This window comes from Bradyrhizobium sp. Pha-3 (assembly GCF_042258325.1).
In the GTDB taxonomy this organism is placed as follows: Bacteria; Pseudomonadota; Alphaproteobacteria; order Rhizobiales; family Xanthobacteraceae; genus Bradyrhizobium; species Bradyrhizobium elkanii.
In genome coordinates, this window is sequence record NZ_CP170151.1 from 6,689,191 (window position 1) to 6,714,547 (window position 25,357).

Here is a 25,357-nt window from a genome sequence, read left to right on the forward strand (position 1 = left end):
CACGCCTCGACCTTGTAGGATGCTTGCCGGGATCGGGATGACAAATCGTCGTCCCGGCCTATCTTCTGCATGAACGTGCCCTTCGCGCGGACGCTTTCGCGTTGCCGCGCGGGGTCACGTTTTGATGACGCAACGGCAAGCATCCACGGAAAGCATGATGGCTCGATCGACGATCCCCTCCAAGGCAAAGACCCGCAGCGAGACCGACAGCTTCGGTCCGATCGACGTTCCCGCCGACCGCTATTGGGGCGCGCAGACCGAACGCTCGCGGCAGAATTTCAAGATCGGCCACGACCGGATGCCGATCGCGATTGTCCATGCACTCGGCATCGTGAAGCTTGCGGCTGCGGAGACCAATCGCGAGCTCGGCCAGCTCGATGCGCGCCGCGCCGGCGCCATCATCCGCGCAGCGAAGGAAGTGATCGAAGGCAAGCTCGACGACAATTTCCCGCTGGTGGTCTGGCAGACCGGCTCGGGCACGCAGAGCAACATGAACGTCAACGAGGTGATCGCCAACCGCGCCAACCAGATGCTCGGCGGCGAGCTTGGCGCCAAGAAGCCGATTCATCCGAACGATCACGTCAACATGAGTCAGTCGTCGAACGACTCGTTTCCGACCGCGATGCATATCGCCGCGGCGAGCCGCATCGTCGCCGATCTGATTCCGGCACTCACCGAACTGCATCGCGCGTTGCGCAACAAAGAGAAGGCGTTTGCCAGGATCGTCAAGATCGGGCGCACCCACACCCAGGATGCGACGCCGCTGACGCTCGGCCAGGAATTCTCCGGCTACGCCGCGCAGGTCGAAAGCGGCATCGCGCGGCTGCGTGTCGCGGTGAAGGATCTGTTTCCGCTCGCGCAGGGCGGCACCGCCGTCGGCACCGGCCTCAACTCGAAGCCGAGATTTGCGAAAACCTTCGCGCGCCACGTCGCCAAGATCACCAAGCTGCCGTTCACCAGCGCGGCCAACAAGTTCGAGGCGCTGGCTTCCAACGACGCCTATGTGCTGGTGCACGGCGCGATCAACTCGGTGGCGACCGGCCTGTTCAAGATCGCCAACGACATCCGCCTGCTCGGCTCAGGCCCGCGTTCGGGCCTCGGCGAGTTGATCCTGCCCGAGAACGAGCCGGGCTCGTCGATCATGCCGGGCAAGGTCAATCCGACCCAGTGCGAAGCCATGACCATGGTCTGCTGCCAGGTGTTCGGCAATCAGACCACGATCACCGTCGCCGGCAGCCAGGGCCATTTCGAGCTGAACGTCTACAAGCCCGCGTTGGCATATTGTATGATAAATTCCATTCAGTTGCTGTCTGACGTTGTCCGCTCATTTACTGAGCATTGCGTTGTCGGAATACGCGCCGACGAAAAGCGCATCAACGAACTGATGCAGCGCTCGCTGATGCTGGTCACGGCGCTCGCGCCGAAGATCGGTTACGACAACGCAGCCAAGGTCGCCAAGTCGGCGCATGCGCGCGGAACGACGCTGAAGGAAGAGGCTTTGCGGCTCGGATTTGTTTCCGCGGATGAATTTGATCGCCTCGTGCAGCCGGACAAAATGACACACCCGGGCTAAAGCGAAGCGCGCATTGTCCGGATAATTACGGTCAGCGCGCGTGATATAATTATGGATCATAACGCCTAAAGACTAAGGCGCGTTACCTATGAGCTCTGCGCTGGCGCGTGGTACAGACGTCTAGTTTTCGCAGAGCGAAACGGATTCTTTGATGCTATCAGAGCATCAAACGGGGATTCGGGATGGATATCGAGCCGGGCGCGTAGTGCAGTCGCTCTTGCTTTCGTCACGATGCATCACCAATTCCGCTGTGGGGACGATGAGGACGACGAGCATGGGCGACGTGGTCAACTTGAAACGATTCAAGAAGCGCGGTGAGCGCGAACAAGCAGCGAAGCAGGCCGAAGCCAATCGTGCGCTATTCGGTCGCACCAAATCCGAACGAGCGCGTGACGAATTTCTCGGCGAGCGCAACGCGCGTATGCTCGATCAGCACCGCATCGAAAACGGAGACGCATCATGAAGTCTCCCGTCGTCAAGCGCTCGATCGTCGTCGCCGGACATAAGACCAGCGTCAGCCTCGAAGAAGCCTTCTGGAATGGCATGAAGGAGATTTCCGGTCTGCGGAACATGACGCTGTCGGAGTTGGTCGGCGAGATCGACAACAACCGTCAGCAGGGCAATCTGTCCTCCGCGATCCGGCTTTTTGTGCTCGACTACTTCCGCTCGCGCGCCACGCCGGCGGTGCCCACGGACGTCAGGCCGCAACAGGTCGACACGCGTCAGCAGGCCTGACCGCCTCTCCGACCGTCGCCATCGGCAGACGGTCGTTCCGACGCGCGGGCTTCAGCATGAAGGTCAATCGGATCGTCGCGAACGTTGCCGCACCAGATACAGCGGCAGCGAAGTCGTTCTACCGTGACCTGCTTGGCCTCGAGCCACTGATGGATTTCGGTTGGGTTGCGACTTACGGCTCATCCGAAACAATGCAAGCTCAAATCAGCTTCGCTTCCGAAGGTGGCTCCGGCACGCCGGTGCCTGATCTCTCGATCGAGGTCGATGATCTCGACGAGGCCCTGCGCCGGATGAAGGCAGCCCGCATCGCGATCGAATACGGACCGGCGGACGAGCCGTGGGGTGTGCGGCGCTTCTTCGTCCGCGATCCGTTCGGCAAGCTGATCAATATTCTCCAGCACCGATCATGAGCCAGCGCTTTCGTTTGACGCGCTTTCTTGAGGCGAACCGGTGTCCACTTCGCTTGAAAGCGCGTTTAGTTCTGCATCGCCGGCCGCGGCGGCGGATTGGCGACCTGCGGCGTCAACGACAGCGGCGGTCGCAGCGGCCTTGATTTGGCTGCGCCGGGCACCGGTTTGACCTCGATCGGCGGCGGCAGCGGCGCCAGCTGCGGCTGGCTCGCAACCGACGCGGGCGGCGCAATGGCGGGCGCGGTGGCGACCGGTGGGACAGTCGGCGGCCGCGGCGCAACGATCTTCGGCTTCGCCGGCACGCGGCGCGGATCAGGGCCGGGCCCCGGCAAGTTGGCAGAAGGCACTCCTGCCGAATTTGGGTTGGACGCATCCGGCGACGGCTCGGCCGGATGCGGAAGGGCCGTCGGGGTCGGCGGCGGCGCCGGTTCGCCACGCTCGATGGCGTCGAGCCGCTTGGTCTCCCGGTCGATCGCACGCACCGCAAGCCACGACGATAGCGCCGCAATGTCGATGCTGCGCGACAATCCGTCGGGCGTACCCACGGCAAGCAGCTGGATTTCGGGTCGGCTGTTGGCCGTGCCGACCTGCGTCGATGCCAGGGCGGCGCGGATGTCGGCCTGGTCGGCCGGAATGTCGTAGCCGCCGGATACGATCGCATTGGCGCCGTTCGCCGCGAGCGTGGTGGCGCCGACCCGGAGGCGGCCGTCGCGGATGTTGAAGGGGATTTGCGCCGAAGCAATCGACAGCGCCCCACCCGCGAGCGCCGGTTCGACGATCTGCCGCAGCCGCGTGTCGTCGGTCGCCTGCCCGGAATCGCTGGCGCGGATCGCAACCTCGAAGGCGCGCGGATCGAGACCCGGAAGGCTCAGCCCCTCCAGCGTCACGGTGCCGCTGCCGGACAGCGCGCCGGTCAACGCCGAGGCGCTGCGGCCCTGCGTCAACAGTGTCATCTGCATCGACGTGCGTCCCTTGGGCATCGCGAGACTGCGGTAGCGCAAGGCTGAACTGTCGATGCCGGACAGCTGCACATTGGCGCTGAGCGCAAGTCCGTTGGCGCCCTGTCGCGCATCGACGGTGGCAGTCGCCTCGCCGCCGCCGATCTTGCCCTTGATGCCGTCGAAGGTCAGCGACTGCCCGTCCGACCTGATGGTGCCGCTGACCGGCTGCAGCTCGGCGCCCCCCGGCAGCAGACCGTGCAGCGCTTCGAACGTGACCTTGCCGCGCCAGGCGCTTGTGAGCCCCTGGCCGAGCGGCTCCGTCGCATCGTGACCGGCCGCGCCGATCGCGGCCGCGAAAATCGGCGCCAGCGTGATCTGGTCGAGACCGACTTCGCCGTCGACGCTTTTCTGATCCGCGAGCGTCAGCGCCAGATGGCCGCGCAGCCGTGAACCGGCGATGATGCTGTCGAGATCGTCGAAGTTCAGCCTGTCGCCCGCAAGCGTCAGCTTCGACGACAGGCGGATGTTTGCAGCCGGATCGGCTGGTTTCAGATTGAGCAGCGGACTGATGTCGGCGCTGCGGACGCGGAGGCTGATGCTCGATTTGCCTGCGCTGGCCCCGTCCTTGGTCCAAGGCTCCGCGGTCCCTTCGGCATCCGCGTCGAGCCCTGCGCCCCAGAGCCTTGCCTTCAGCCGCAACGGCGCGCGCCAGGCACCGCTCAATGTACCTTCGAATTGCGTCGAACCGGCACCGGCTGCGACCGCATGGTCAAGCCCAAGCAGCGCCAGCAAAGCATTGCCATCGCCGGCGGAGAATTTCGTCTCCGCTGTAACCTCGTTGCTGCGGAGTGCATCGAAATCCAGCGCGCGGATCGCGGCCACCTGCGGCGTCGCCGAGATCACCGTATTGCCCTTGAGCTGCGGCGTGTCGAGATCGAGCGTCGCGCGCGCGCTGATGCGATCGGCGGCCTTGCCCTTGCCGAGGTCGAGCGCGAGCCTGGCGCGAACCGGGCCGGCATCCGCGCGGAGCACGCCAAGCCGCGCGGCCAGCGCCGGCGCGAACGGCTGAACCACAGCGGTCAGCCGGCCAAGCGACGCGGCGGTCGCGTCGACGACGAGCTTGCCGGTCGAATTGGCACGGTCGAAATTGCCGCTGCCGTCCAGCGTGACATTGTCGGGCTGGCCGATCTTGACGCGCTCGAGCACGATACTCTTCGGGCTATAGGCGATCTTCGCCAGCAGCGGCCGCAATTCCTGCCCGGAAGAGACGGCGCGCCCGACGTCGAGCGACAGCTGCGCCTCGTCGGGCCATTCGCCTTGCGGACCGGCCAGCGAGCGGATCAATGCCACGGTCGCGTCGAGATCGAGCCGATCCGCCTTCAACTGCGCCTCGACCTTCGAGCCGCCGGTTGCCTCGCGGTGCGTAACCGCGACGCGGCCCTCGAGCGTGCCGCTTTCGATCTCTGCCTTCATCGCGTCGATCGAAAAGCCTGATGGCGATACCATGACGTCGCCGCGCAACCGCAGCGGCCGCTGGCTGCGATAGGTGGCGTCGCTGCGCCCCTGCAGCCAGGTCATCAACGCGTCGGGATCGGACGATTCGATGTTGAGCGCGGTCTTGAAGCTATTCGCGGCTCCGGCTTGCGCGCTGGCACCGCTCATCGAGACCCGCGTGGATCCCGGCGCGCGAAACTCCAGCCGGCGCACCGTCCAGGATTTCGCATCCGATTGCAGCTCCGCCGAGATGTCCTGCAACGGACGGCCGCCGAGCATGATCTGCTCGGACGCCAGCTCGACCTGCGCCGGTATCGGGCTTTGCGGAAGACCCGACAACACCGCGCGCATGGCCGGCAGCACGCGGACCGGCTCGACATTGCCATTGCCGCTGTCCTTGGCGGCAAACTTGTCGCCGTCAAGCTGCCGCGCCGTAAGCGAGGCGCGCAGCAGCGGCGACGCACCGAAACGCAGATCGCCATTGCCGGCGAGCTTCAGCGCACGGTCCTCGGCGCCATAGCTCAATTCGATCTGGTCGAGCCGCGCCGCCGAATAATCCGATTTTACCTTGGCCGCGATCCGCCACGGCGGCGCATCGCCGCCGCGCTGACCGGGCGCACCCGCCAGCGTCAGTGCGCCTTCGAACCGCGGCGCGCGGGCCTCGAAGGTCAGGATGCCGTCGAGATCGGCCGACACCGGCCGCTGCCCGGGATCGATGCTGAAGTGCAGGCGGGTGCCGCTACCATCGGCGCTTTGCCCCGAGGAGACCCGAAACGGGTAGCGGTTGCCGTCGAACATGAAATTGCCGTCACCGCGGATCGCGCCGGCAAGCGAGCGGACGTCGCCGCTGAAAGCAATGTCGTTCAGCTCGAGCGTGCTGCGGCTCGCGGCATCATGCAGCGCGATGCGGCCGGTCAGGTTGAGCCGGTCGATCACCAGCGAAGCGAGGTTGAAGCTCCCGCTCGACGGCGACCAGTCGATCCGCCCTTTCGGGTCGAGCCCGAGATCGAGCGACGCGCCGTTGATGGTGAGCTCGTTCGCGCGCCACTCGCCGCGCATCAGCGAGCTCAGGCTGAACTCGACGTCGAGATTGGCGGCCCGGACCTTGCCAAGGTCGTTGGCGCCGCCGACGGTGACAGTCTTCAACTGCAGCGAGGGTGCCGGCAGCAGACGCGCGTCAAGATTGCCGGCGACCCGGACCGGCACGCCGATGATCTTGGACGCCTCCGCCTCGAACTGCGGCCGGAACTGGTTCCAGTCAACGAAATACGGACCGATCAGCGCCGCGACCAGTGCAAGAATGAAGGCAATTGCCAGGCCGAGCAGCGTCGTCTGCACGGTGTCTCCCTTTGAGCCAGCTCCGCTTCAGCCTCCTCATGCTGAACCCTTTGCCAACCTTTGGCCGGAGCAGCCCAAATATAGAGACAAGTACGGCGAAGTCACAGCCGGTATACTGCTGGGACTTCGGACAGATAGTGGATTTCCCGTTCAAGCGTGCGTGTGCCGGCCTCGCCGAGGATCGCCGCCCAGCGGGAACGTCACCAGCTCGCCGGCAGGCGCTTCAGCCCGCGCAGCACGAAAGTCGGCCGCCACTCCGGATTTTCCGCGTCATCGAGCCGCAGGTCGGGAATCCGGCGCAGCAACGTCGAGATCGCGATCTCGGCCTCGATCCGCGCCAGCTGGGCGCCGAGGCAGAAATGGATGCCGCCGCCGAACGACAGCGGCTTGACGTTCGGCCGCCGGATGTCGAGCCTTTCGGGGTGATCGGGGTAAACAGCCTCGTCGTGATTGGCCGAGCCCAGCAGGCACAGCACGCTCTCGCCCTTCGGGATGCGCTTGCCGCCGAGGTCGTCGATGTCCTCCAGTGCGACACGGCCGGTCAGCTGCACCGAGGAATCGTAACGCAGGAACTCCTCGATGGCATTGGTGATCAGGCCGGGATTGGCCTTCAGCAGCGCGAGTTGGTCCGGGTTACGGAACAGCGCCAGCAGGCCGTTGCCGATCAGGTTCACGGTCGTCTCGTGGCCGGCGCCGAACAGCAGGATGATGTTGCCAGTCAGTTCCTCATTGGTGAGCTTCTGGCCGTCCTCTTCGGCCTGCACCAGTTGGGTGGTGAGGTCGTCGCCGGGCTGCTTGCGGCGCAGTTCGAACAGCTGATGGAAATACATCGCCGCCATCGCATTTGCGGTGTTGCCCTGCTTGATTTCCTCGGGCGTCAGCGGCACCGGTTCGAGGATACGGCCGCCATCGCGCGAACCGTTGTAGAAGGCCTCGCGGTGTTCCTCGGGGATACCGAGCATGTCGCAGATGATCGTGACCGGCAGGCGGAACGCGAAATCCTCGATCAGGTCCATCTTGCCTTGCGGAATGATGCGATCGAGCGTCTCGTCGACGACGTGTTGGATGCGCGGGCGCATGTCCTCTACCCGCCGCGCGGTGAAGGCCTTGACGACAAGGCCGCGCAGGCGGGTGTGGTCGGGCGGATCCTGCTGCAGCATCCAGTGGCTCATGCTGCGGAAGACCGGCTCCTCCATGATCTTCGGACCATAGCGGCGGATCGAGCGCTCGGCAAAATCCTTGCCGAACCGCTTGTCGCGCAGCACGAGGCTCGCCTCGGCGTGCCGGCTGGCGACGAAGGCGCCGTGCACATTGACATGCATCGGATCGAGGCGGCGCAGCCGCTCGTAATACGGATAGGGATTGCGAATGAATTCAGGCGCCAGTGGATTGAAAAGCGGCTCGCCGCTCGCCGGCTGAACTTGCCCGTTCATGGTGACCTCGTTCGCTCGCTACGCCGGTGCATGCAGCCTGGCGTGCCCTGGTGTCATCCTCAAGACCGCATCATCACGGATGCGGCTGTTCTGGTTCTGTCGAACGCAACTCGATACACTCTTGTATCGAGTTGCATTGTGCCCTAAAATGCGCCGATGTCAAGGGTTCGAACCAGACCGACACGGGACGACACCTGCGAGAAGCTGTTCGAGGCGGCGGCGCGGGTGTTCGAGGAACAGGGGATCGGCGGCGCCAGCATCGAGGCGATCGCGGCCGCGGCGGGCTTCACCCGCGGCGCCTTCTATTCGAACTTCAAGAGCAAGGACGAGCTGATCTTCGCAATGCTCGAGGATCACGTCGAGCAATCGATCCGGCGCAATCTCGATTTGCTCGCCCGGCACAGCAACCTGGCCGACTTCCTCGAGGCGCTGCGCACCATGGACCGCAGCCGGCAGGATCCGCTCGGCCGCTCCCCTCTCCTGCACATGGAGATGATCCTGTTCGTGGCGCGCGCCGAGAAGCGCCGGCCCGAGCTCGCCAAGCGTCTGCGCGCGCGGCGCAAGCTGATCGCCGACATTGTCACGACTGCGCAGAAGAACAGCGGCAGGAACGGCAGACTCGATCCGGATTGGACCGGAGCGATCGTGCTGGCGCTGGAAGATGGTTTCCGACTGCACCGCCTGATCGATCCGGAAACCACCCCCGCCGACAGCTGCCTGCGCGCGATCACCGACCTGCAGCGCGCGATCGGGGTTTCGTCGGCCTGACGCGTCAAGCCGCGCTTGCGACCTTGTGCATCTGTCCGGCGACGGCGCGGACCTTGCGGGGCGAGGCCTGCCAGATCGCAAATGCCGACAGCAGGCTGACGGCGATCCCGAGCAGGAAGGCGCTGGTATAGCTGCCCGAGAGATCATAGAGCTGGCCGGTGATCCAGGGGCCCGCAGCGCCGCCGGCGAGCGCAGCCAGCATCACGGTGCCGAAGATGCTGCCGTAATGCTTGCCCTGGAAGATCTCCAGCACGACCGGTCCCATCACGGATGTCAGGCCATAGCCCAGCGCGCCCTGGGTGAAGACCATGAGATAGATCAGCGCCATGTTGGGCCAGTATTTCAAGGCAGCGAGCGCGGCGAAGCAGATCACGAAGCCGAAGCAGGAGATCGCCCATACCCATTCCCGGCCGATGCGATCGGAGAGATGCCCGAGCCAGATCTGGCCGGGAATACCGAGCAGGCTGACGACGCCAAGCGCCCAGACGCTGACGCTGGAGCTGAAGCCGATGTCGAGCAGGAATTTGGTCTGATGCACCTGCACCGCGTACCAGATGTACAGGCCGCAGAAATAACCGATCGCGATCCACCAGAACCGCGCGGTGCGCAGCGCACGCGAGAGCGTCCAGTCGGTGCCGGCCCACACGGGATCGACGATGTTCGACGCCGGCCTGGCTGACGTCGCCGTCGGCGCGGCATCGCCGTCCGGCTGCAGGCCGATGTCCTCCGGCCGCTTGTGCAGCAAGAGATTGATCGGCGCGAGCACGACCAGCACCACGATCCCGATTGCGGTGCAGGCGGTGCGCCAGCCGGTGTGCTCGATCATGTGCTGCACCCACGGCAGCAGCGTCACCGAACCGATGCCGACGCCGGCGAAGGCGAGCCCGATCGCAAGTCCGCGGCGGCGGAGGAACCAGTTCGGCACGAATAGCGATTGTCCGGAATAGCCGAGGCAGACGCTGCCAGCGCCGACCAGCACGCCGATCGTGAGATAGAGGTGCCAGGGCTGCGTCGTCAGCGGCGCCAGCAGCAGGCCCGAGCCCATCAAGAGCACGCCAAGCTCCATCACCGCGCGCGGACCGCCGCGGTCCATCAACCGGCCGATCAGCGGACTTGCAATCGCCGAGGCGACAAAGCCGAACGAGAAGGCGCCCGCGGTGATGCCGCGCTCCCAGCCGAATTCCGAGATGATCGGCGGATAGAACAGCGAGAACGCCGTACGCGCGTTGACGCCGATCGCCATGGTGACGAAGGTCACCGCGACGATGATCCAGCCGTAGAAAAAGGGAAGTCGCATGTGGGTCTTCGTTGCCAGGGGTCAGAGGACGAATACCTGTTTCAGCCCGCGCCCGCTGACGGTCAAGTCCCATGGACCGACAAAGTGGCACCAGCCCGCGTCAACTCGCTCAATGAACGGCGCAAATTGTGTGAAGCAATTCATAGACAGTCAGGCCTGACGCGGCAGACTTGCGCGCGATGTCAACCACCTCGGCCATGCCAGTGACTTTCTGTTATCTGCGGGAATTCCGACCAGGCTCGGTCGGACGACTGGCAGCACCGGATACAACGATGGCGATCACTCCGACGGTACCGCCGCGCTCCCGGCCAAACTCGCCCACGATCGGCGGCAAGCGGGAAAACACCATTTCCTGCATTGACGCAGATCAATGGAGACGAGTTTTCGCCGCGAGATGATCCAGCCATGAAGTCGAGGGACGCATTTGCATCGCATGCTCAAGGCGCGAATGCCGCTTGGTCCGCACCCGGCCCACCCGTTGGAGGCATCGCGCTTGCGCGTCCGCGACCGCCTCCTCAAAGGTTGCAAACATCATACTGTACCAGTCCACTCGGTTGGCACATCCCTGCCGGATGAAGTCTTCCTTTATGACCTTGATGAAGATATTCTTTTCGCGCTGAGGTCTTTTCATTTGTGCCGGATTTTAATCGCGTATCAGTAAAATTTGCAGAAGTATCAATAATATGATGACCCCATCGACGCCGGAAGTTCGACGACGTCTTGCGGCAATCCTCGCGGCAGATGTGGTCGGGTATACGCGCTTGATGGAGGCGCACGAGGAAAACACCCATACCCGGCTGATGCAATTGCGCTCGGAAATCCTCGACCCGGGCGTCACGGCGCAAAACGGAAGGATCGTCAAGAATACCGGCGACGGCTTCCTTGCAACATTCGATACCGCGCGCGACGCAACGCGGTGTGCTCTCTCACTGCAAGAGGCTGTTGCCGTGAATACAGCCGGGATGCCCGCTGACGAGCGCATCAGCTTTCGCATAGGGCTGAATGCCGCGGATATCATCGTTGAGGAAAATGACGTCTATGGCGAGGGCGTCAACATCGCGGCACGTCTTCAGAACTATGCGCAAGCGGGCGGCGTCGTGATTTCGGGAGCCGTTGCGGAGCAGATCGGCCGGGACCTGGACGTCAGCGTGATTGATCTTGGCGATCTGCATCTTCGCAACATGGGCCGGCCTGTCCGCGTATATGCGCTCCACCGATCCATGCAGCCCGCGAAGCTTGTTGGCGAAGCCCCGGCAGGCTCGGAACCTCGCCCCTCGATTGCCGTTCTGCCGTTCCGAATGAACCTGACCACCCCGGAAGAGGGGTATTTCGCTGATGGTGTCGTTGACGACATCATTCGCGGCCTTGCCGGGCTCAAGGAGCTTTTCGTCGTATCACGCGGATCCAGCCTCGGCTTCAGCGGCCGCAACGTCGACGTGCGCGAAATCGGGCGCCGGCTCGGGGTTCGTTATGTCCTCTACGGGGGGATTCAGAGGACGATCACCTCGGTCCGTATCGTGACCGAACTCAGCGACGCCGAGTCGGGCGAAGTCATTCGCTCGGACTTGCATGAAGGCGACCTTCGCGAACTCTTTGCGCTTCAGGATCGAATTGCCATCAACGTTGTAAGACAGATCGCGCCGCGGGTTCGCGAGCGTGAGCTTATGCGATCGATGCGGAAACATCCGCAGAACCTCACCGCCTACGATCTCGTATTGCAGGCGCTCGATCTGTTGTACCGGATGGACTACGATTCCTTTTCCAAGGCGCGCGGCCTGCTCGAGCAAGCCATTTCACACGATCCAAATTTTTCGTTGGCCTATTCCTACGTCGCGCTGTGGTATGTGTTCCGGATAGGGGAAATCGGATCGCCGGATCCCGAGGGTGATGTCATCGCCGGCGCCAGATACGCCAAGGAGGCGATCGATCGAGGCGGCGACGATGCATTCGCGCTTGCGGTGTATGGTCACGTCCAGTCGTTCTTGCTGCATGACTTTCAGAGCGCAAGGAAAGCCCTCGACCGCGCGATTGCCGCCGGCCCAAGTTCGGCCATGGCCTGGACCATGGCGAGTGCTACATCCGGCTTTCTTGGCGATGGCCCAGCCGCCGTCCGCCAGGGTGAGCAGGGCGTCCGGCTCTCGCCGCTCGACGCGCGCTCGTTCTGGCACGAAGGGCTGTTCGGTCAGGCTCACTATGTGGATGGCGACTATGAGCAGGCGCTGGAGTGGGTGCGTGGCGCACTGAACCGCAACGGACTTATTCGCTTCAATCATCGTCTGCTCATCGTCACGCTTGGTGCCTTGGGTCGCCGTGAAGAAGCAGCGGAGGCGGCCCGCCGCTACCTGGAAATTCAACCCGGATTTCGCATTTCGTCCTACGCGCCACACTGCCCGTTTCGTGGCGGTGCATTGGAAACCTGGCTCGGCCACCTGCGATCGGCGGGGCTTCCTGATTGACTGGTATTGCTGACGGCAACTGCCGAGAGAGGGAGAGACGTCGATGACAGGCAACACAGGTAACACGGGCAATACCGGAAACACCGGCAATACCGGCAACACCGGAAACACCGGCAACATTGGAGGGGGTGGCTGGTTTATTTCAGACCGCGTTGATTTGCCATTCGTCACGAGGCTCGACCCCTCGGGCACAGCCGAGCTTGGCAGCCTGCGACGGACGCCGCCGACGCATTTCGGCAGCCGACAATGGTCTGCAAACTGGTATGCGTGGCGTGTCCTGCATCAGTTCATCGCCAATGTCCCCACCTGGGCGGCCACCATCGATGCTGACGCCACCTTCACGCAAATTCGGGCCGACCTGATCGCCAATTATGCCGCCCAAATCGACAACCTCGTGCTCGCCGCGCGGGATGAACGGCCGGATGCCATGGGCGCGATCCTCTCGCAGGACGTTGAATTCTTCTCGGATTTTCTCGCCGTGCTGACCGCCAGGCCTGGTTCGCATCCGCAAACCTGGCGCCTATTGAATATCGCGAGTTTGATTGGGTCCTTTGCTGCATTGTATTTCAAAGACAAGTACGATTTGCCCCGGCCGTCGCAGATTTGTCCCGCTTTGCTGCCGCCGATCCAGGTCCCCGGTCACTCGTCCTGGCCCAGCGGGCATTCGACCCAGGCGCATTTTATGAAGAACTGCATGCTTCGGGTGTTCGCCGCAACGACAATGTCTGGGGCCGACCAGGGCGTATGGAAGTCCGACCTGTCGATTCTGGCGGATTCGATTGCCCGAAACCGCGAGATCGCCGGTGTGCACTATCCGAAGGATTCGGAAGCCGGCGCCAGAATCGCCGATCTGCTGGACACCGTCATTCTGACGCCAACCACCGTGCTGATGTTTGACGCCGCAATCACGGCTGCCGCAGGCGAATGGCAATGAGCAACCAGGATGGGCAGAGCCCCACATACAACGTCGAAGGCGCGACGAAGGTCATCAAGGATTCGACGACCAGCGTTCTTCCCCCCACCGGCTTTCGCACTTTGGTGGCGTCGCAGGACGAGCTGAAGGCGCTCGGTTTTCCAAGACGACCGGACCCGGCGCTTCAGCCGGCCGAGTATGCATTCTGGCAAAAGATGTTTAGTCCGACGGTGGCCTTCGAGGCCTTCGATTTCCAGGTGCTTTCCCCGGTCACTGCGGGCCTCCGCGGATCTTTCGCCCAATCGCCGCGGCGGGAAAGCAGCCTCAACTGGTCCGGTGCCTACATCACGCCGAGGGATGGCACCATCTTCTCGTCGATCTGGGGCAAGTTTCAGGTTCCAACACCAACCCGGCCGGCCGGCGGCCCTGCCAGCGAGACGTATCACAGCTCGACCTGGATCGGCTTCGATGGACAACGTCGGTATTACAGATCGACCTTGCCGCAAATTGGCACCGCGCAGAACATCGACCCAGCCACGGGCGCGGGCAGCCCGACGACGTCGTTCTTCGCGTGGTGGCAATGGTGGGTAAGGGGCGACCCGGCTCAAGCGTTTCCCGTAACGCTTGTGTCGCCGAAGGTTCATGCCGGCGATCTGATCATGTGCCTCATGCAGGTAGCGCCGGATCGCACGGGTGTGTCGTTCGTGATCACGAACCTTACGACCAGTCGCTCCGTACAGTTCTTTCAAACCGCACCCCTCACCCATCTTGGGCAGCCCTTCAAGATTCCCGGCGCAACGGCGGAATGGGTGATGGAGAGGTCGGCCGCCCCGGGAAACCCAGCCCCCTTGCAGCTTCCAGACTACGGTACGGTGGTTTTCCACGACTGCGGCGCGTCGGCGATCAACACGGATACCGGAGCGATGGTGGAGCGCAATCTCTCCGGCGCGAAGCTCATCGATATGCATGTCGTGAAGGAGAAGGAGAAGCCGGAAAGAACCGAGAAGCCCTCCATCGCGAAGCCGATCGGTTCGACGGAGTTTCTGACGCACTTCCGCTAGCTTACCCCAACGCGTGGCTTTCATGGCCGAAATAGGCGCGCTCGAGCCGGTGCGCGAGGTCGCTCTCCCCGGTCGGCGCCTCCAGCGCGATCGCGCCCTGCACCAGCGCGTAGACGCGATCGGCACAGGCGAGCGCCTTCTCCAAGAGCTGCTCGACCAGCAGCACAGAGGTGCCCTGCTCGCGCAGCCGGCCGATGACGTTGAGGACCCGATCGACCAGCACCGGCGACAGCCCCGCGGACGGCTCGTCGAGCATCAGGAGCCGCGGTCGGCGGACCAGGCCCTGCGCCACCGTCAGCATCTGCTGCTGCCCGCCTGACAGCGCGCCGCCGCGTTCATGCCGCTTCTCGGCGATCTCGGGAAAGAACGCCAACGCTTCCTCGATCCGCACGGCGCGCTCGGCGCGCGGCAGGTCGTAACCGGCGAGCAGCAAATTGTCGGTCACCGAGATCTGCGTGAACACGCGATGTCCCTCGATCACATGCACGAGCCCGGCCCGCGCGGCATCGCGCGGCGTCGCGTTGGTCATGTCGCGGTCGCCGAACCGGACCCGCCCAACAGTGACCGGCAACAGTCCGGACATCGCGCGCAGCAGTGTGGTCTTGCCGGCACCGTTGGGCCCGAGCAGCGCCACGACCTCGCCGGCGGCAATCGTGACGTCGATGCCGTGCAGCACACGGATCTTGCCGTAGCCGGACTCCAGCCCATTGACCGCGAGCAACGGTTCAGCCGCCGAGATAGGCACTGACGACCTCCTTGTGGACACGAATCTCCGCCGGAGTTCCCGCCGCCAGCGTCCGGCCCAGATTGAGCACGGTGACCTGGTGGCAGATGTCGAAGATGAGATCGGCATGGTGCTCAACCAGCAGCACACCGGTACCGCGGCTGCAGATCGCCTTGATCAGGCTGGCGAGCCGCTCGATCTCGTCGTTGGAGAGACCCGCGGCGGGCTCGTCGAGCAGCAGGAAGTCCGGATCGAGCATCAGCGCCCGCGCGATCTCGATGAAGCGCAGCTCGCTGTGCTGCAGGCGATCAGCGCGTATGTCGGCGAGCGCCTCGAGGCCGACGACGCCAAGCAGCGCGTGCGCCTTGGCGGCGAGCAGACGCTCGTCGGCGCCGTTGCGCGGCAGTGCGAGCATCGCCTCGACGAAATTGGCCCGGCCCTCGATCGAGCCGCCGATCATGACGTTCTCCAGCACCGAAGCTTCGCCGACCACCCGCGGCGTCTGGAAGGTGCGCGCGATGCCGCACGCGGCGCGCTTGACCGGCTGGCCCGCGGCCAAGGCTTCGCCGCCAAGCGTCATGGTGCCGGCTTTGGCGGCATAATAGCCCGAGATCACGTTGAGCGTCGTGGTCTTGCCGCTGCCGTTCGGTCCGATCAGCCCGTGGATCGCGCCGGGCGCGATATCGAGATCGAGACCGTCGATGGCCTTCACATTGCCGAAGCTCAGCGCGATGCCGCGCAATTGCAGCGTCTTGCCGCCGTCCCTGCGGCGCACGATGTCGGCGAGTGCAGCGGGGCGCGGGAGGATGGCGCGGTTGCTGGCGAGCGGCCGGCGGTTGCGGAAATCGAGCAGCGCCGCGATGCCGCCCGGCATCACCAGCACGATCACAAGCAGCAGCACCGCGTAGAGGAAGGTCGACCATGCCGCGAGCGGCGCCGCGATCTCGGGCAGGATGGTCAGGATGATGGTGCCGAGCATCGGGCCAAGGATCGAGCCGCGGCCGCCGATCAGGATCGCGATGAAGAACAGCACCGAGAGATCGAAGGTGAAGGCATCGGGCGTGATGTAGGTCTGCAGGGTCGCGAACAATCCGCCGGCGATCGCCGCCAGCGCGCCGGCGAACAGGAAGATCGCGATCAGCATTTTCGGCTTGGAGATGCCGCTGGCCTCGGCGGCGACCTCGGCGTCGCGCACCGCGATCAGCGCCCGGCCGAACCGGCTGCGCGCGACATTGGCGCTCATCCAGGTGGTCAATGCGGCGAAGGCGATGCAGAGAGCGTAGAAGCCCCACGGCGTATTGAACGGCACCGGGAATTCCGGACCGGCAATGCCGATGCCGCCGCCGGTCACGCTCTGCCAGGCCAGCGCGATCTGGGTCACGATGGTCGCAAAGCCGAGCGTCGACATCGCGAAGTAGAAGGTGCGCAGGCGCAGGGCCGGCAGGCCGACGACCACGCCGAAGATCGCGCCGATCAAGCCGGCGATCGGCAAGGCGACGAACACCGGAATCGCCGGCATCACATTGCCGGCAACCAGCACGCTCGTCGTGTAGGCGCCGAGCGTCAGCAGCGCGACATAACCGATCGCAAGGTGACCGGCAAAGCCGACCACCAGATTGAGGCCCGACACCAGCACCCAGTAGATCGCCATGCGGGTGCCGATCAGCACCCAGTAATCGTTGCTGACGAACGGCAGCAGCACCGCCGCCGCCAGAATGCCGAGGAACGGCAGGACGTGCGGCAGCGCGGTGCGCCATGCGCCGCTGTCGGTTCGGGGCGGAGCGGCGGCGACCGTGGTCATCACACCCTCCGCGCGGTCGAAGCGCCGAACAGCCCTTGCGGCGCGGCGAGCAGCACCACGATGAACAGCGTGAACACCGCGACCGAGGAGAAGATGCCGCCGACCAGGAAGTTCGCGGCCTGCTGGAACAGGCCGAGCGCCAGCCCGCCGATGATCGCGCCTCTGTTATTGCCGAGCCCGCCCAGCGCCACCGGCACGAAGCCGTAGAAGTTGAGCAGCGCGCCGTTGGCGAAGAAGGCGAGCAGCAACTGCCCGCCGGAAAACCCGGCGATGCCGCCGACCACGCCGGCAAGCGCGTAGCTCGCGACCCGCAGATTGCGCTCGGGCAGGCCGAGCGCCCGTGCCGCAAAATTATCCTCCGCGATGGCCAGGAACGCGCGGCCGACCAGGGTGCGGCGGTAGAGATATTCAAGGCCGATGATGGTGACGGCGCAGGCGAGGACCGGCAACCAGAATTTCTCGTCCCAAACGCCCTCGCCGAATCCTGCGATGCGCGGGAACGGCTGCGGCTCGGTGCCCCATTTGATCGCGGTGATTTGCTGGATCATCAGCGCGACTGCGAGGGTCGAGAGCACGTAGAGATGCTGGTCGAGGCTCTTGAGCACCGGCCGCACCGCGACGAATTCGGTGATGATTCCGATCACCGCGCAGCAGAGCAGCGTCAGCACGAAGCCGACGGCAATGGGCAGGCCGAGCTTCAGCGTGAACATCGAGCCGAACACGCCGCCCAGCATCGCCAGCTGGCCGGCGGTGAAGCTCATCACCCGCGAGGTCGAGAACATCGTGTTGTAGGTGACGCCGACGAGCGCGTAGATCGCGCCCGCTGCGAGACCGGATGCAAGGATCGAGGCCAGCATCGGCTGCGCCCTCGCCCTTCTATGTATACCCCGGCGCCAGCGCGAAGGTGCCGTCCTTGGCGGTAGAGGCTTCCGACATCACGATCTCTTCGGTCAAATAGCCGTTATGCTCGGTCGGCGAGAACCGGTAATTGCCGAAATAGCCGGGATAGGTCGACAGCGTGTTCCAGTACTTGATGATGCCGGCGCTGTCGGTCGAGCCGCTTTCGGCGACCGCCTTGGCGATCAGTTCGATGCAATCGATGCCGCCGGCGACCCACCACAACAGCGTGTCGTTCAGCGCGATATTGGCCTTGGTCAGGCGTGCGACCAGGTCCGCGCTCTTCGGCGGCAGCTTGCCGGCGCCGTCATAGCTGCAGCTCTTGTAGCCGATCGCGTAGACCTTCTTCCAATTCTCCGGCTTGGCGACCAGGCTCGCAAGCTCGCCCGACGCCATCGAGGGATGCCCGACGAAGGGCACGTCCCAGTTCATCGCGGCGCGGGTGTTGAACATGCGCGCCTCCATTCCGGTCGAGACGCTCCATACCACGATCGCTTCCGCGCCGGCATTCTTGGCGCGCAGCATGTCCGGCGTCATGTCGGGCTGCGTGGCGTCGATATTGGCCTGATAGGCCACCTCGGCGCCGTCCTTCTTGAACGCCGCGACGGAGGCGCCGACCGCAGTGACGCCATAGCCGGTGGTGTCGCCGATCACCGCGACCTTCTTCACCTTGAGGATCTTGAGGCAGTAATTGCGCACGGCATCGTCCCATTGGTTGTTCGACGGTGCGATGCGGAACGCGTTGGGGAACTTGACCGGGTCGATCAGGGTCTCGACGACGCAGGGATGCAGGTCCGGCATCTTGGCGCGCGCCATGATCGGCGTTGTCGCCAGCGCCTCGCCCGAGTTCAGCGGGCCCCAGATCGCATGCACCTTGGCCTGGCTGATCAGCTCCTGCGTGGCGTTCACCGCCTTGGTCGGATCGCCCTGGGTGTCGCGCATCACGAGTTCGATCTTGCGGCCCTTCACCCCGCCGGCACCGTTGATTGCGTCGACTGCGAAATTGACGCCGCGATTGAAGCCGACAGTCGGCGCCGAGCTCGGGCCGGTGATCGCCGCGAGACAGCCGATCTTGATCGGTTCAGACTGTGCGATGGCAGGCGCTGGGAAGGAAAATGATGCGGCGCCCAGTGCGCCGGCGCTGCCCAACAAAACGTCACGGCGTGACATAGCCATGTGATGCCTCCCTGTTTCCCTCTCGGCGCCCGTCGTTTGTTGCGGGACGTCCGTTCATTGATTGTCCGCGCGCTCAGAGGCCGCGGTTATGCGGGCCAAGTCTGGGCCGGATGCGAAGCTCTTGTCCAGCCCCGCGGACGGCATTGGGCTTCGCCAAACTTTCATGGCCGAGGCCGCCGCGTCCAATGCTCGGCATTGACCGCGCCGACGGGTATCTCGCCGGCAACGATCTTTGCAACCTGGCGTACCGTCTCCGATGACTGATGCTCGATCGCCTGCGGCGTCAGGCCGCCGACATGCGGCGTTGCAATCACATTGTGCAGCTTCGCAAGCTCGGGCGTCGGCATCTGGTCCGGTGCGCGGCCGACATCCATCGCGGCACCCGCGATGCGGCCGTCGCGCAGCGCGGCCGACAGCGCCGCCTCGTCGACGAGGTTTCCGCGCGAAAGGTTGATGAAGAATGCGTGCTTCGGCATCCGCGCCAGTGCGGCCTGCCCGATCAGGTTCTCGGTCTGCGCGTTGGCGATCGCGAGACAGACAACGTAGTCGGCACGTGCCAGCAGATCGTCGAGTGGCAGATGCCGGATCGCCGCATCATCGATCGTCACGAAGGGATCGGCGACCAGCACATTCATGCCGAGCACCTTTGCGATCCCGGCAAGATAGCGCCCGATGCTGCCGTAGCCGATGATGCCGATCGTGCTTCCCGCAAGCTGGCGGCCCATGATGACCTCGGGCGCCCTGCCCGCATGATAGTCCGCGGTTGCCCGTGAGACGCCGCGCGACAAATCGACCATGAAGCCGAGCGCGAGCTCGGCGACCGACTGGACGAAACCCGCGCTCGCCTGCGTCACCAGCACGCCGGCGGCGGAGGCCGCGGCCACGTCGATATTGCGGATATCGACCGCGCAGCGCACGAAGGCGCGCAGCTTCGGCAGCTGCGGGAAGATCTCGCCTCGCCCCTGCGTCATGCGATCGGCGACGATGATGTCGACATCGGTCGCGGCCTTGACCAGTGCAGCCGCGTCGAGCGCCTCCTCCCCCTCGTGCAACTTGACGTCGGCGACCGCGCGCAGGCCGTTCAGGCTGCGCTCGCCGTAATAATCGCGGCGCATCTGCGGGGTATGGGCGAGCAGCACCTTCACGATCTCACTCCCCTAGTAGCCGAGCGCATGCGGCAAGGCCGTGCTGATCGCCGGCACGAAGGCGATCACCAGCAGGCACAGCAACAGCAGGCCGAGATAGCCCGCGATCGGCTTGATGGTCTGCTCGATCGGCACGTTGCCGATCAGGCAGGCGCCGTAGAGCCCAAGGCCAAGTGGCGGAGCAAAGAGCCCGAGCCCCATCGCGATCACAAGCACGACGCCGAAATGCAGCGGATCGATGCCGAGCTTGACGGCAACCGGCAGCAGCAGCGGGCCGAAAATGATCAGCGCCGCGGCGCCTTCGAGCACCGAGCCCATCACCACCAGCACCAGGATCGACAGCAGCATGAACAGCCAGACCCCGTGGCTGCCCGAGATCGCCAGCATGAGGTCGCCGACGGCATGCGGCACCTGCTGCAGCGTCAGGATGAAGGCCAGCGACTGCGCCGCGGCGACGATAAACAGCACCAGCCCCGAACGAACAGCCGACTGCACGAAGCAGTGCGCGAGGCTCTTCGCGCCGAGCTCGCGGAACAGCAGGCAGCCGACGGCGATGGCGTAGACCGCGGCGAAGGCGGAGATTTCGGTCGCGGTGGCAAAGCCGCTCTTGAAGCCGAAGAAGATCATGAAGATCAGCCCGAACGAGGCGATCGCACCGGTCCAGAGCCCCGATACCGCGGCGCGCGGCTCGGCTTCCACGTTCGCGGCGGGACGCTTGCCGAAGATGATCGACACCGCAACCAGCGCCAGCGCCATCAGCGCGGCGGGCAGCATGCCGGCGACGAACAGTCCGCCGATCGACAGATTGGCGACGAAGCCGAGGATGATCAGGTTGATGCAGGGCGGAATCGTTTCCGCCATCACAGCGGAGGCGGCGAGCAGCGCCACCGCCCCGCCCGGGTTCTGCCGCGAGCGGCGCGCCGCCGGAATCAGCACGGAGCCGACCGCGGCAACGTCGGCCATCTTGGAGCCCGAGATGCCGGAGAACAGCACCATCGACATCACCATGACGACGTTGAGCCCGCCGCGCATCCGTCCGACCACGCGCTGCAGCAGCTCGATCAGCCGGACCGACATGCCGTTGGCTTCCATCAGGTAGCCGACCAGGATGAAGAACGGGATCGCGAGCAGCACGAAATTGTCGATGCCGCGCGCCATCTGCTGGGCGAAGATCACGCCGGGCAGCGTGCCCTCGACCCAGATGAAGATCAGCGCCGCCAGCGCCAGCGCAAAGCCGATCGGCAGTCCGCCGAACAAAGTGAGGAAGAAGCCGATCAGCATCAACGTTTGCGATGACGGCACGGACGATGGCGCGAATGCATCCCAGGCCAGATAAAGGCCGACGATGACGGCGGTTGCGACGATGGCTACCGCCATGTCGCGCAGCGGCCGGCCACAGAACGTCTCGAACGCGAAGATCGTCATGAACGCCGCGCCGATCCCCATCGGATAGAACGTCCATTCCAGCGGCAGGCCGGAGCCGGAGGTCTGGCCGGTGGTCAGCCAGCCCATCTTGACGGCGTTGAACGCAACATAGCCGGCGATGATGGTGACGAGCAGCGCACCGATCGCGTCGACCACCCGCCGCAGGGCGTGCGGCAGCATGTTGATGAAGAAGGCGACGCCGAGATTCTCGCTGCGCGCGAGCGCGCTCGCGGCGCCGAAGAAGCTCGACCCGACCATCAGGCCGCGGGCGACGTCGTCGGACCATTCGACCGGCGCATTGAACAGGAAGCGGGCCAGCACCGAGACGCAGACCACCACGAGATCGGCGGCAAGCAGGAGCGCGGCGATCGCGTCACTGACGGCGAGCAACGGCGCCGTGATCCGCTCGGCGCTGCTTCTCGCCTCGACTGCGGCGACTGACATGCGCCGACCTCAGGCCTGCGTGGCTCGGATCAGGTCGACGACGGCCTTGGCCTCGGGCCGCGCCTTGATGAAATTGTCGGTCTGCGGCAGCACGCGCTTGCGGAACGCCTCCTTGTCGCATTCGACGACCGTGACGCCCTTCTCCACCAGCGCCGCCAGCGCCTCCTTCTCCACCGCAAGGCCGTGCGCGCGGGTGTCGATCGCGGCCTTGTTCGCCGCGTCGAGAAAGCCTTCGCGCAGCTTGGGCGCCATGCGGTTGAAGCTGGTGTCGCTGAAATAGACCGCCAGCGGCGAGAAGATGTGCTGGGTCAGCGCATAGTGCTTCGCCGTCTCGTAGAACTTGCTCGCCAGGATGGTCGGCGGATCGTGCTCGAGGCCGTCGAGCACGCCGGCCTGCAGCGCCGTGTAGATCTCGCCGAACGCGAGCGGCGTTGCGGCGGCCCCCATCAGCCGCAGGCACTCGGTGATGATCGGATTGGGCAAGGTGCGGATTTTCAGGCCGGCGAGATCCTCCGGCGTCTTCACCGGCTTCTTCGCCAGCACGCTGCGCGCGCCGAAATTATAGGCCCAGCCGATGATGTGAATGCCGGCGCCCTTGAGCAGCGCAGCCTCGATCGGCTTCGCCGCGCCGGCGTCGAATGCCTTGGTCTGCTGCTGGAAGCTGGTGAAAAGGTAACCGAGGTCGAAGGTGCCGACCAGCGGCACGAGATTCGCCGAGATCGACGAGCCCGACACCATCAGGTCGATCACCCCGAGCTTCACCGAGTTGATGACGTCGATCTCCTGGCCGAGCTGATTGTCGGGGAAGAAGGTGACCTCGATCTGCTCGCCAAGCCCGTTCGCCTTCAGGCTCTTGACCAGATTGTCGTAGTAGACGCGGCCATTGGCGTATTTGGGATCGTTCGGAAGCGACGACGAGCATCGCATCTTCATGGTCGCGGCCTCTGCGCGGCCCATGATGGCGGGCGCGGCGGCAATCCACGCGGTCGCGGCGACCGACGACTGCAGCACAATGCGGCGGCTCACGCGGTTCGACGTCATGATGGTGCTCCTCCCCGGGAACGGATCTTTTGTTGTGTTGGCCGCCCGCTTGACGGCGTGAGCTTGGCAGCCGATTTGTCATAATGTATGACAAATCGGATACGGTTGTGCAAGAGCGCGGCTCGGCGGCGGCGCAGGCTGCAACCGCAGCGAGGCCCTCGATGTTCCAGACATCCAACGCGTTGCGTCGGAGTGTGCACAGTCAGGTCACCGACCGCGTCGGCAGCAGCATCGTGCGCGGCGAGATCGGCGTCGGCGAGACGCTGCCGCCGGAAATTCGGATCTGCGAGATGATGGACGTCAGCCGCACCGTGGTGCGCGAGGCGATCCGCACCTTGACCGGCAAGGGCCTGATCGAGTCGCGGCCCAAGAGCGGCACGCGGGTTCGGCCGCCCGAGCAGTGGAATCAGCTCGATCCCGACGTGCTGCGCTGGCACCTCGAGAGCGCGGAGATCGACCGTTATCTCGCCAAGCTGTTCCAGCTGCGCGCCGCGGTCGAGCCGGCCGCGGCAGCGCTCGCGGCGACCCATGCCGAGGAGGTCGACATCGCCCGCATCCGCGCCGGATGCGACGGCATGGACGCGGCAAAGACCAACGAGGACTTCGTCGCCGCCGACATCGCGTTCCACCAGGCGATCTATTTCGCCACCCGCAACGAATTCTTCTGGCCGATCGCCCAGATGTTCGAGATCACCTTACGCCAGAGTTTTACGATCGCAGCGCCGGGCTCGCACCGTCCGCGGGCGCTGCGCGAGCACCGCGCAGTGCTGCACGCGATCGCCGCCGGAGATGCGGAGGCGGCGCGGGCGGCCACGGTCGTGCTGCTGACGAACTCCGCCGACGACCTGGTGCGAATCCGTGGCCGGGAGTTCGACACGCCACGTCCAGCCAAGCGCCGATGATGTTGGTGACTGCGGTCGTGATGAGCTCACTGCTTCCACATGGTCTTCCTGGCGAAAGCCAGGACCCATATGTGGACGGCCCCCGTGGCACAAGAGCTGTTTGGTGAGATCGGATCGCTTGCATCCATATGTCCGGCCTGTTGGGTGCGATCGAATGGATCGCTGGCCAAGATGGTTTGCGCGATGCGAGTTCCAAACAACCACGCGGCCTTTTGCCGATGGGTCCTGCGGACTGTCTCGCATCGTTGCTCGATCGATCGCTCCATCTGCTCTTGCAGCTCCGGGTCGGCTGACGAGCGAGCCCGCCGGCCGGCCAATCGATTAGGCGGCGGCTGTCATGGGCTTGATCCGTGCCGCCTCGTAACTCTCGCCCGTCGCCATCAACTTCCAGGCGATACGGGCTACTTTGTTGGCAAGCGCCACGGCCGCAAGCTTCGGCGGCTTGCGCTGGATCAGGGCCAGCAGCCAGCGCGAGTGATGACCGCGTCCCCGCCTGGCCTGCTGGATCACCGCTGTGGCCCCGATGACCAGCAGACGGCGCAGGTCCTCATCGCCCGCCCGCGTGATCTTGCCAAGCCTGGTCCTGCCGGCGGTAGAGTGGTCCTTGGGTGTCAATCCCAGCCAGGCCGCAAAATGACGACCAGAACGGAACGCGTGCGGATCAGGTGTCTTCATCACCAGCGCGGTTGCAACGATCGGACCGACCGAGGGGATCTCAGCCAGGCGCCGGCCCGTGGCATCGCCGCGGTGCCAAGCCATCAGCTTGGCCTCAACCGCCTTCAACTCACCCTCGAGCCTGGCGCGCTCCCGGCCCAGCACCACAAACAGCTCGCGCGCCAGGGTGGGAAGCGTCTCGTCCTGCGCAATCCGCGCCAGCAGTGGCTCGATCGCGTCCAGTCCTTTGGGTGCGATCAGGCCATACTCCGCCGCATGGCCGCGGATCGTATTGGTCAGCTGGGTGCGCCGGACGATCAATCCGTCGCGGACACCCATCAGCATCAGCGCAGCCTGCTGCTCGGCCGTCTTCACCGGCACGAAGCGCATGCTCCGCCGGCTCATCGCTTCACACAGACCCTCTGCATCCCGCCCGTCATTCTTGTTCCGCATCACGTAGGGTTTAACCAATTGCGGTGCCATCAGCTTCACTTCGTGACCGAGCTTGGAAAGCTCCCGCGCCCAATGTTGCGAAGCCCCGCAGGCCTCCATCCCGATCACGGTCGGCGGCAATTTGGCGAAGAACTCCAGCACCTGTTTGCGCGACAGCTTCTTGCGCAGCACCACCTGCTCCGCCGCATCAACCCCATGCAGCACAAAAATATACTTCGACGTATCAATCCCAATGCGGATAATCTGGTTCACGGACGGCTCCCATGTATGAGATCT

General features: G+C 64.7%; 20 protein-coding genes. 9 read left to right on the forward strand and 11 right to left on the reverse strand.

Translation table 11 applies throughout. The features are described 5' to 3' along the window. Window positions 1-154 precede the first annotated feature (154 nt). The 4 genes from fumC (at window position 155) to ACE10X_RS32085 (ending at window position 2,718) form a co-directional block, all read left to right on the forward strand. Window positions 155-1,573 (forward strand): class II fumarate hydratase, encoded by a 1,419-nt coding sequence (fumC, locus tag ACE10X_RS32070; protein ID WP_162136632.1) that lies wholly within the window; start codon window positions 155-157, stop codon window positions 1,571-1,573. A 274-nt stretch (window positions 1,574-1,847) separates the two neighbouring features. Next, on the forward strand, window positions 1,848-2,036 hold the full coding sequence (locus tag ACE10X_RS32075) for a DUF4169 family protein (RefSeq protein WP_038383350.1): 189 nt from the start codon (window positions 1,848-1,850) through the stop codon (window positions 2,034-2,036). Further along, entirely contained in the window at window positions 2,033-2,308 is a 276-nt protein-coding gene (locus tag ACE10X_RS32080; RefSeq protein ID WP_024580116.1) for a ribbon-helix-helix domain-containing protein, read from the forward strand. The genes ACE10X_RS32075 and ACE10X_RS32080 overlap by 4 nt, the downstream gene beginning before the upstream one ends. A 56-nt stretch (window positions 2,309-2,364) precedes the next feature. Further along, window positions 2,365-2,718 carry a VOC family protein gene (locus ACE10X_RS32085; RefSeq protein WP_038383349.1) on the forward strand — a complete coding sequence of 118 codons (354 nt, stop codon included), beginning with the start codon at window positions 2,365-2,367 and terminating at the stop codon, window positions 2,716-2,718. Between the two features lie 65 nt (window positions 2,719-2,783). Here the strand turns inward: ACE10X_RS32085 and ACE10X_RS32090 are convergent, their stop codons facing one another. Together ACE10X_RS32090 and ACE10X_RS32095 are read right to left on the reverse strand one after the other, a co-directional pair. Then, the gene (locus ACE10X_RS32090; RefSeq protein ID WP_304557618.1) at window positions 2,784-6,491 is read right to left on the reverse strand and encodes an AsmA-like C-terminal region-containing protein; all 3,708 of its coding nucleotides are present in this window, start codon (window positions 6,489-6,491) and stop codon (window positions 2,784-2,786) included. Window positions 6,492-6,691: 200 nt separating this feature from the next. Beyond that, complete coding sequence (locus tag ACE10X_RS32095) at window positions 6,692-7,924, reverse strand: cytochrome P450 (RefSeq protein WP_038383345.1); 1,233 nt, start codon at window positions 7,922-7,924, stop codon at window positions 6,692-6,694. Window positions 7,925-8,080: 156 nt separating this feature from the next. Here ACE10X_RS32095 and ACE10X_RS32100 point away from each other — a divergent pair, with 156 nt between their 5' ends. Further along, the gene (locus ACE10X_RS32100; protein WP_028342330.1) at window positions 8,081-8,692 is read left to right on the forward strand and encodes a TetR/AcrR family transcriptional regulator; all 612 of its coding nucleotides are present in this window, start codon (window positions 8,081-8,083) and stop codon (window positions 8,690-8,692) included. Between the two features lie 4 nt (window positions 8,693-8,696). Here ACE10X_RS32100 and ACE10X_RS32105 read toward each other — a convergent pair whose 3' ends face one another. Next, the gene (locus tag ACE10X_RS32105) at window positions 8,697-9,989 is read right to left on the reverse strand and encodes an MFS transporter (RefSeq protein ID WP_038383344.1); all 1,293 of its coding nucleotides are present in this window, start codon (window positions 9,987-9,989) and stop codon (window positions 8,697-8,699) included. Between the two features lie 683 nt (window positions 9,990-10,672). Here ACE10X_RS32105 and ACE10X_RS32110 point away from each other — a divergent pair. From ACE10X_RS32110 to ACE10X_RS32120, 3 genes are read left to right on the forward strand one after another with little or no spacing between them, the layout of a single operon-like run. Continuing rightward, complete coding sequence (locus tag ACE10X_RS32110; protein ID WP_038383342.1) at window positions 10,673-12,445, forward strand: adenylate/guanylate cyclase domain-containing protein; 1,773 nt, start codon at window positions 10,673-10,675, stop codon at window positions 12,443-12,445. Between the two features lie 43 nt (window positions 12,446-12,488). Continuing rightward, complete coding sequence (locus ACE10X_RS32115) at window positions 12,489-13,379, forward strand: phosphatase PAP2 family protein (RefSeq protein ID WP_028342327.1); 891 nt, start codon at window positions 12,489-12,491, stop codon at window positions 13,377-13,379. Further along, the gene (locus ACE10X_RS32120) at window positions 13,376-14,419 is read left to right on the forward strand and encodes an A4/G1 family peptidase (RefSeq protein ID WP_375763376.1); all 1,044 of its coding nucleotides are present in this window, start codon (window positions 13,376-13,378) and stop codon (window positions 14,417-14,419) included. Before ACE10X_RS32115 ends, ACE10X_RS32120 begins: the two co-directional genes overlap by 4 nt. A 1-nt stretch (window position 14,420) precedes the next feature. Here the strand turns inward: ACE10X_RS32120 and ACE10X_RS32125 are convergent, their stop codons facing one another. From ACE10X_RS32125 to ACE10X_RS32155, 7 genes are all read right to left on the reverse strand, one after another. Beyond that, a complete protein-coding gene (locus ACE10X_RS32125) occupies window positions 14,421-15,164 on the reverse strand; it encodes an ABC transporter ATP-binding protein (protein ID WP_051002853.1) in 744 nt (247 codons plus the stop codon). Then, the gene (locus tag ACE10X_RS32130) at window positions 15,145-16,944 is read right to left on the reverse strand and encodes an ATP-binding cassette domain-containing protein (protein ID WP_038383340.1); all 1,800 of its coding nucleotides are present in this window, start codon (window positions 16,942-16,944) and stop codon (window positions 15,145-15,147) included. Before ACE10X_RS32130 ends, ACE10X_RS32125 begins: the two co-directional genes overlap by 20 nt. Further along, window positions 16,944-17,801 carry a branched-chain amino acid ABC transporter permease gene (locus ACE10X_RS32135; protein WP_038383339.1) on the reverse strand — a complete coding sequence of 286 codons (858 nt, stop codon included), beginning with the start codon at window positions 17,799-17,801 and terminating at the stop codon, window positions 16,944-16,946. The genes ACE10X_RS32130 and ACE10X_RS32135 overlap by 1 nt, the downstream gene beginning before the upstream one ends. A 19-nt stretch (window positions 17,802-17,820) precedes the next feature. Further along, window positions 17,821-19,017 (reverse strand): ABC transporter substrate-binding protein, encoded by a 1,197-nt coding sequence (locus ACE10X_RS32140; protein WP_244435725.1) that lies wholly within the window; start codon window positions 19,015-19,017, stop codon window positions 17,821-17,823. A 161-nt stretch (window positions 19,018-19,178) separates the two neighbouring features. After that, window positions 19,179-20,162, reverse strand: a complete 984-nt coding sequence (locus ACE10X_RS32145) for an NAD(P)-dependent oxidoreductase (protein ID WP_038383338.1) — start codon at window positions 20,160-20,162, stop codon at window positions 19,179-19,181. 12 nt (window positions 20,163-20,174) lie between these two features. Further along, on the reverse strand, window positions 20,175-22,031 hold the full coding sequence (locus tag ACE10X_RS32150; protein WP_038383337.1) for a TRAP transporter large permease subunit: 1,857 nt from the start codon (window positions 22,029-22,031) through the stop codon (window positions 20,175-20,177). Between the two features lie 9 nt (window positions 22,032-22,040). Continuing rightward, the gene (locus ACE10X_RS32155; protein WP_038383336.1) at window positions 22,041-23,072 is read right to left on the reverse strand and encodes a TRAP transporter substrate-binding protein; all 1,032 of its coding nucleotides are present in this window, start codon (window positions 23,070-23,072) and stop codon (window positions 22,041-22,043) included. Window positions 23,073-23,233: 161 nt separating this feature from the next. Here ACE10X_RS32155 and ACE10X_RS32160 point away from each other — a divergent pair, with 161 nt between their 5' ends. Then, the gene (locus ACE10X_RS32160) at window positions 23,234-23,974 is read left to right on the forward strand and encodes a FadR/GntR family transcriptional regulator (RefSeq protein ID WP_375763377.1); all 741 of its coding nucleotides are present in this window, start codon (window positions 23,234-23,236) and stop codon (window positions 23,972-23,974) included. 321 nt (window positions 23,975-24,295) lie between these two features. Here the strand turns inward: ACE10X_RS32160 and ACE10X_RS32165 are convergent, their stop codons facing one another. Next, the gene (locus ACE10X_RS32165; RefSeq protein ID WP_038388997.1) at window positions 24,296-25,333 is read right to left on the reverse strand and encodes an IS110 family transposase; all 1,038 of its coding nucleotides are present in this window, start codon (window positions 25,331-25,333) and stop codon (window positions 24,296-24,298) included. Window positions 25,334-25,357 lie beyond the last annotated feature (24 nt).

Bases quoted from the DNA above. Each gene is read 5' to 3' on its own strand.
- fumC (WP_162136632.1), top strand. From the start codon at position 155: ATGATGGCTCGATCGACGATCCCCTCCAAGGCAAAGACCCGCAGCGAG.
- ACE10X_RS32075 (WP_038383350.1), top strand. From the start codon at position 1,848: ATGGGCGACGTGGTCAACTTGAAACGATTCAAGAAGCGCGGTGAGCGC.
- ACE10X_RS32080 (WP_024580116.1), top strand. From the start codon at position 2,033: ATGAAGTCTCCCGTCGTCAAGCGCTCGATCGTCGTCGCCGGACATAAG.
- ACE10X_RS32085 (WP_038383349.1), top strand. From the start codon at position 2,365: ATGAAGGTCAATCGGATCGTCGCGAACGTTGCCGCACCAGATACAGCG.
- ACE10X_RS32095 (WP_038383345.1), bottom strand. From the start codon at position 7,924: ATGAACGGGCAAGTTCAGCCGGCGAGCGGCGAGCCGCTTTTCAATCCA.
- ACE10X_RS32100 (WP_028342330.1), top strand. From the start codon at position 8,081: ATGTCAAGGGTTCGAACCAGACCGACACGGGACGACACCTGCGAGAAG.
- ACE10X_RS32105 (WP_038383344.1), bottom strand. From the start codon at position 9,989: ATGCGACTTCCCTTTTTCTACGGCTGGATCATCGTCGCGGTGACCTTC.
- ACE10X_RS32110 (WP_038383342.1), top strand. From the start codon at position 10,673: ATGATGACCCCATCGACGCCGGAAGTTCGACGACGTCTTGCGGCAATC.
- ACE10X_RS32115 (WP_028342327.1), top strand. From the start codon at position 12,489: ATGACAGGCAACACAGGTAACACGGGCAATACCGGAAACACCGGCAAT.
- ACE10X_RS32120 (WP_375763376.1), top strand. From the start codon at position 13,376: ATGAGCAACCAGGATGGGCAGAGCCCCACATACAACGTCGAAGGCGCG.
- ACE10X_RS32130 (WP_038383340.1), bottom strand. From the start codon at position 16,944: ATGACCACGGTCGCCGCCGCTCCGCCCCGAACCGACAGCGGCGCATGG.
- ACE10X_RS32135 (WP_038383339.1), bottom strand. From the start codon at position 17,801: ATGCTGGCCTCGATCCTTGCATCCGGTCTCGCAGCGGGCGCGATCTAC.
- ACE10X_RS32140 (WP_244435725.1), bottom strand. From the start codon at position 19,017: ATGGCTATGTCACGCCGTGACGTTTTGTTGGGCAGCGCCGGCGCACTG.
- ACE10X_RS32150 (WP_038383337.1), bottom strand. From the start codon at position 22,031: ATGTCAGTCGCCGCAGTCGAGGCGAGAAGCAGCGCCGAGCGGATCACG.
- ACE10X_RS32155 (WP_038383336.1), bottom strand. From the start codon at position 23,072: ATGACGTCGAACCGCGTGAGCCGCCGCATTGTGCTGCAGTCGTCGGTC.
- ACE10X_RS32160 (WP_375763377.1), top strand. From the start codon at position 23,234: ATGTTCCAGACATCCAACGCGTTGCGTCGGAGTGTGCACAGTCAGGTC.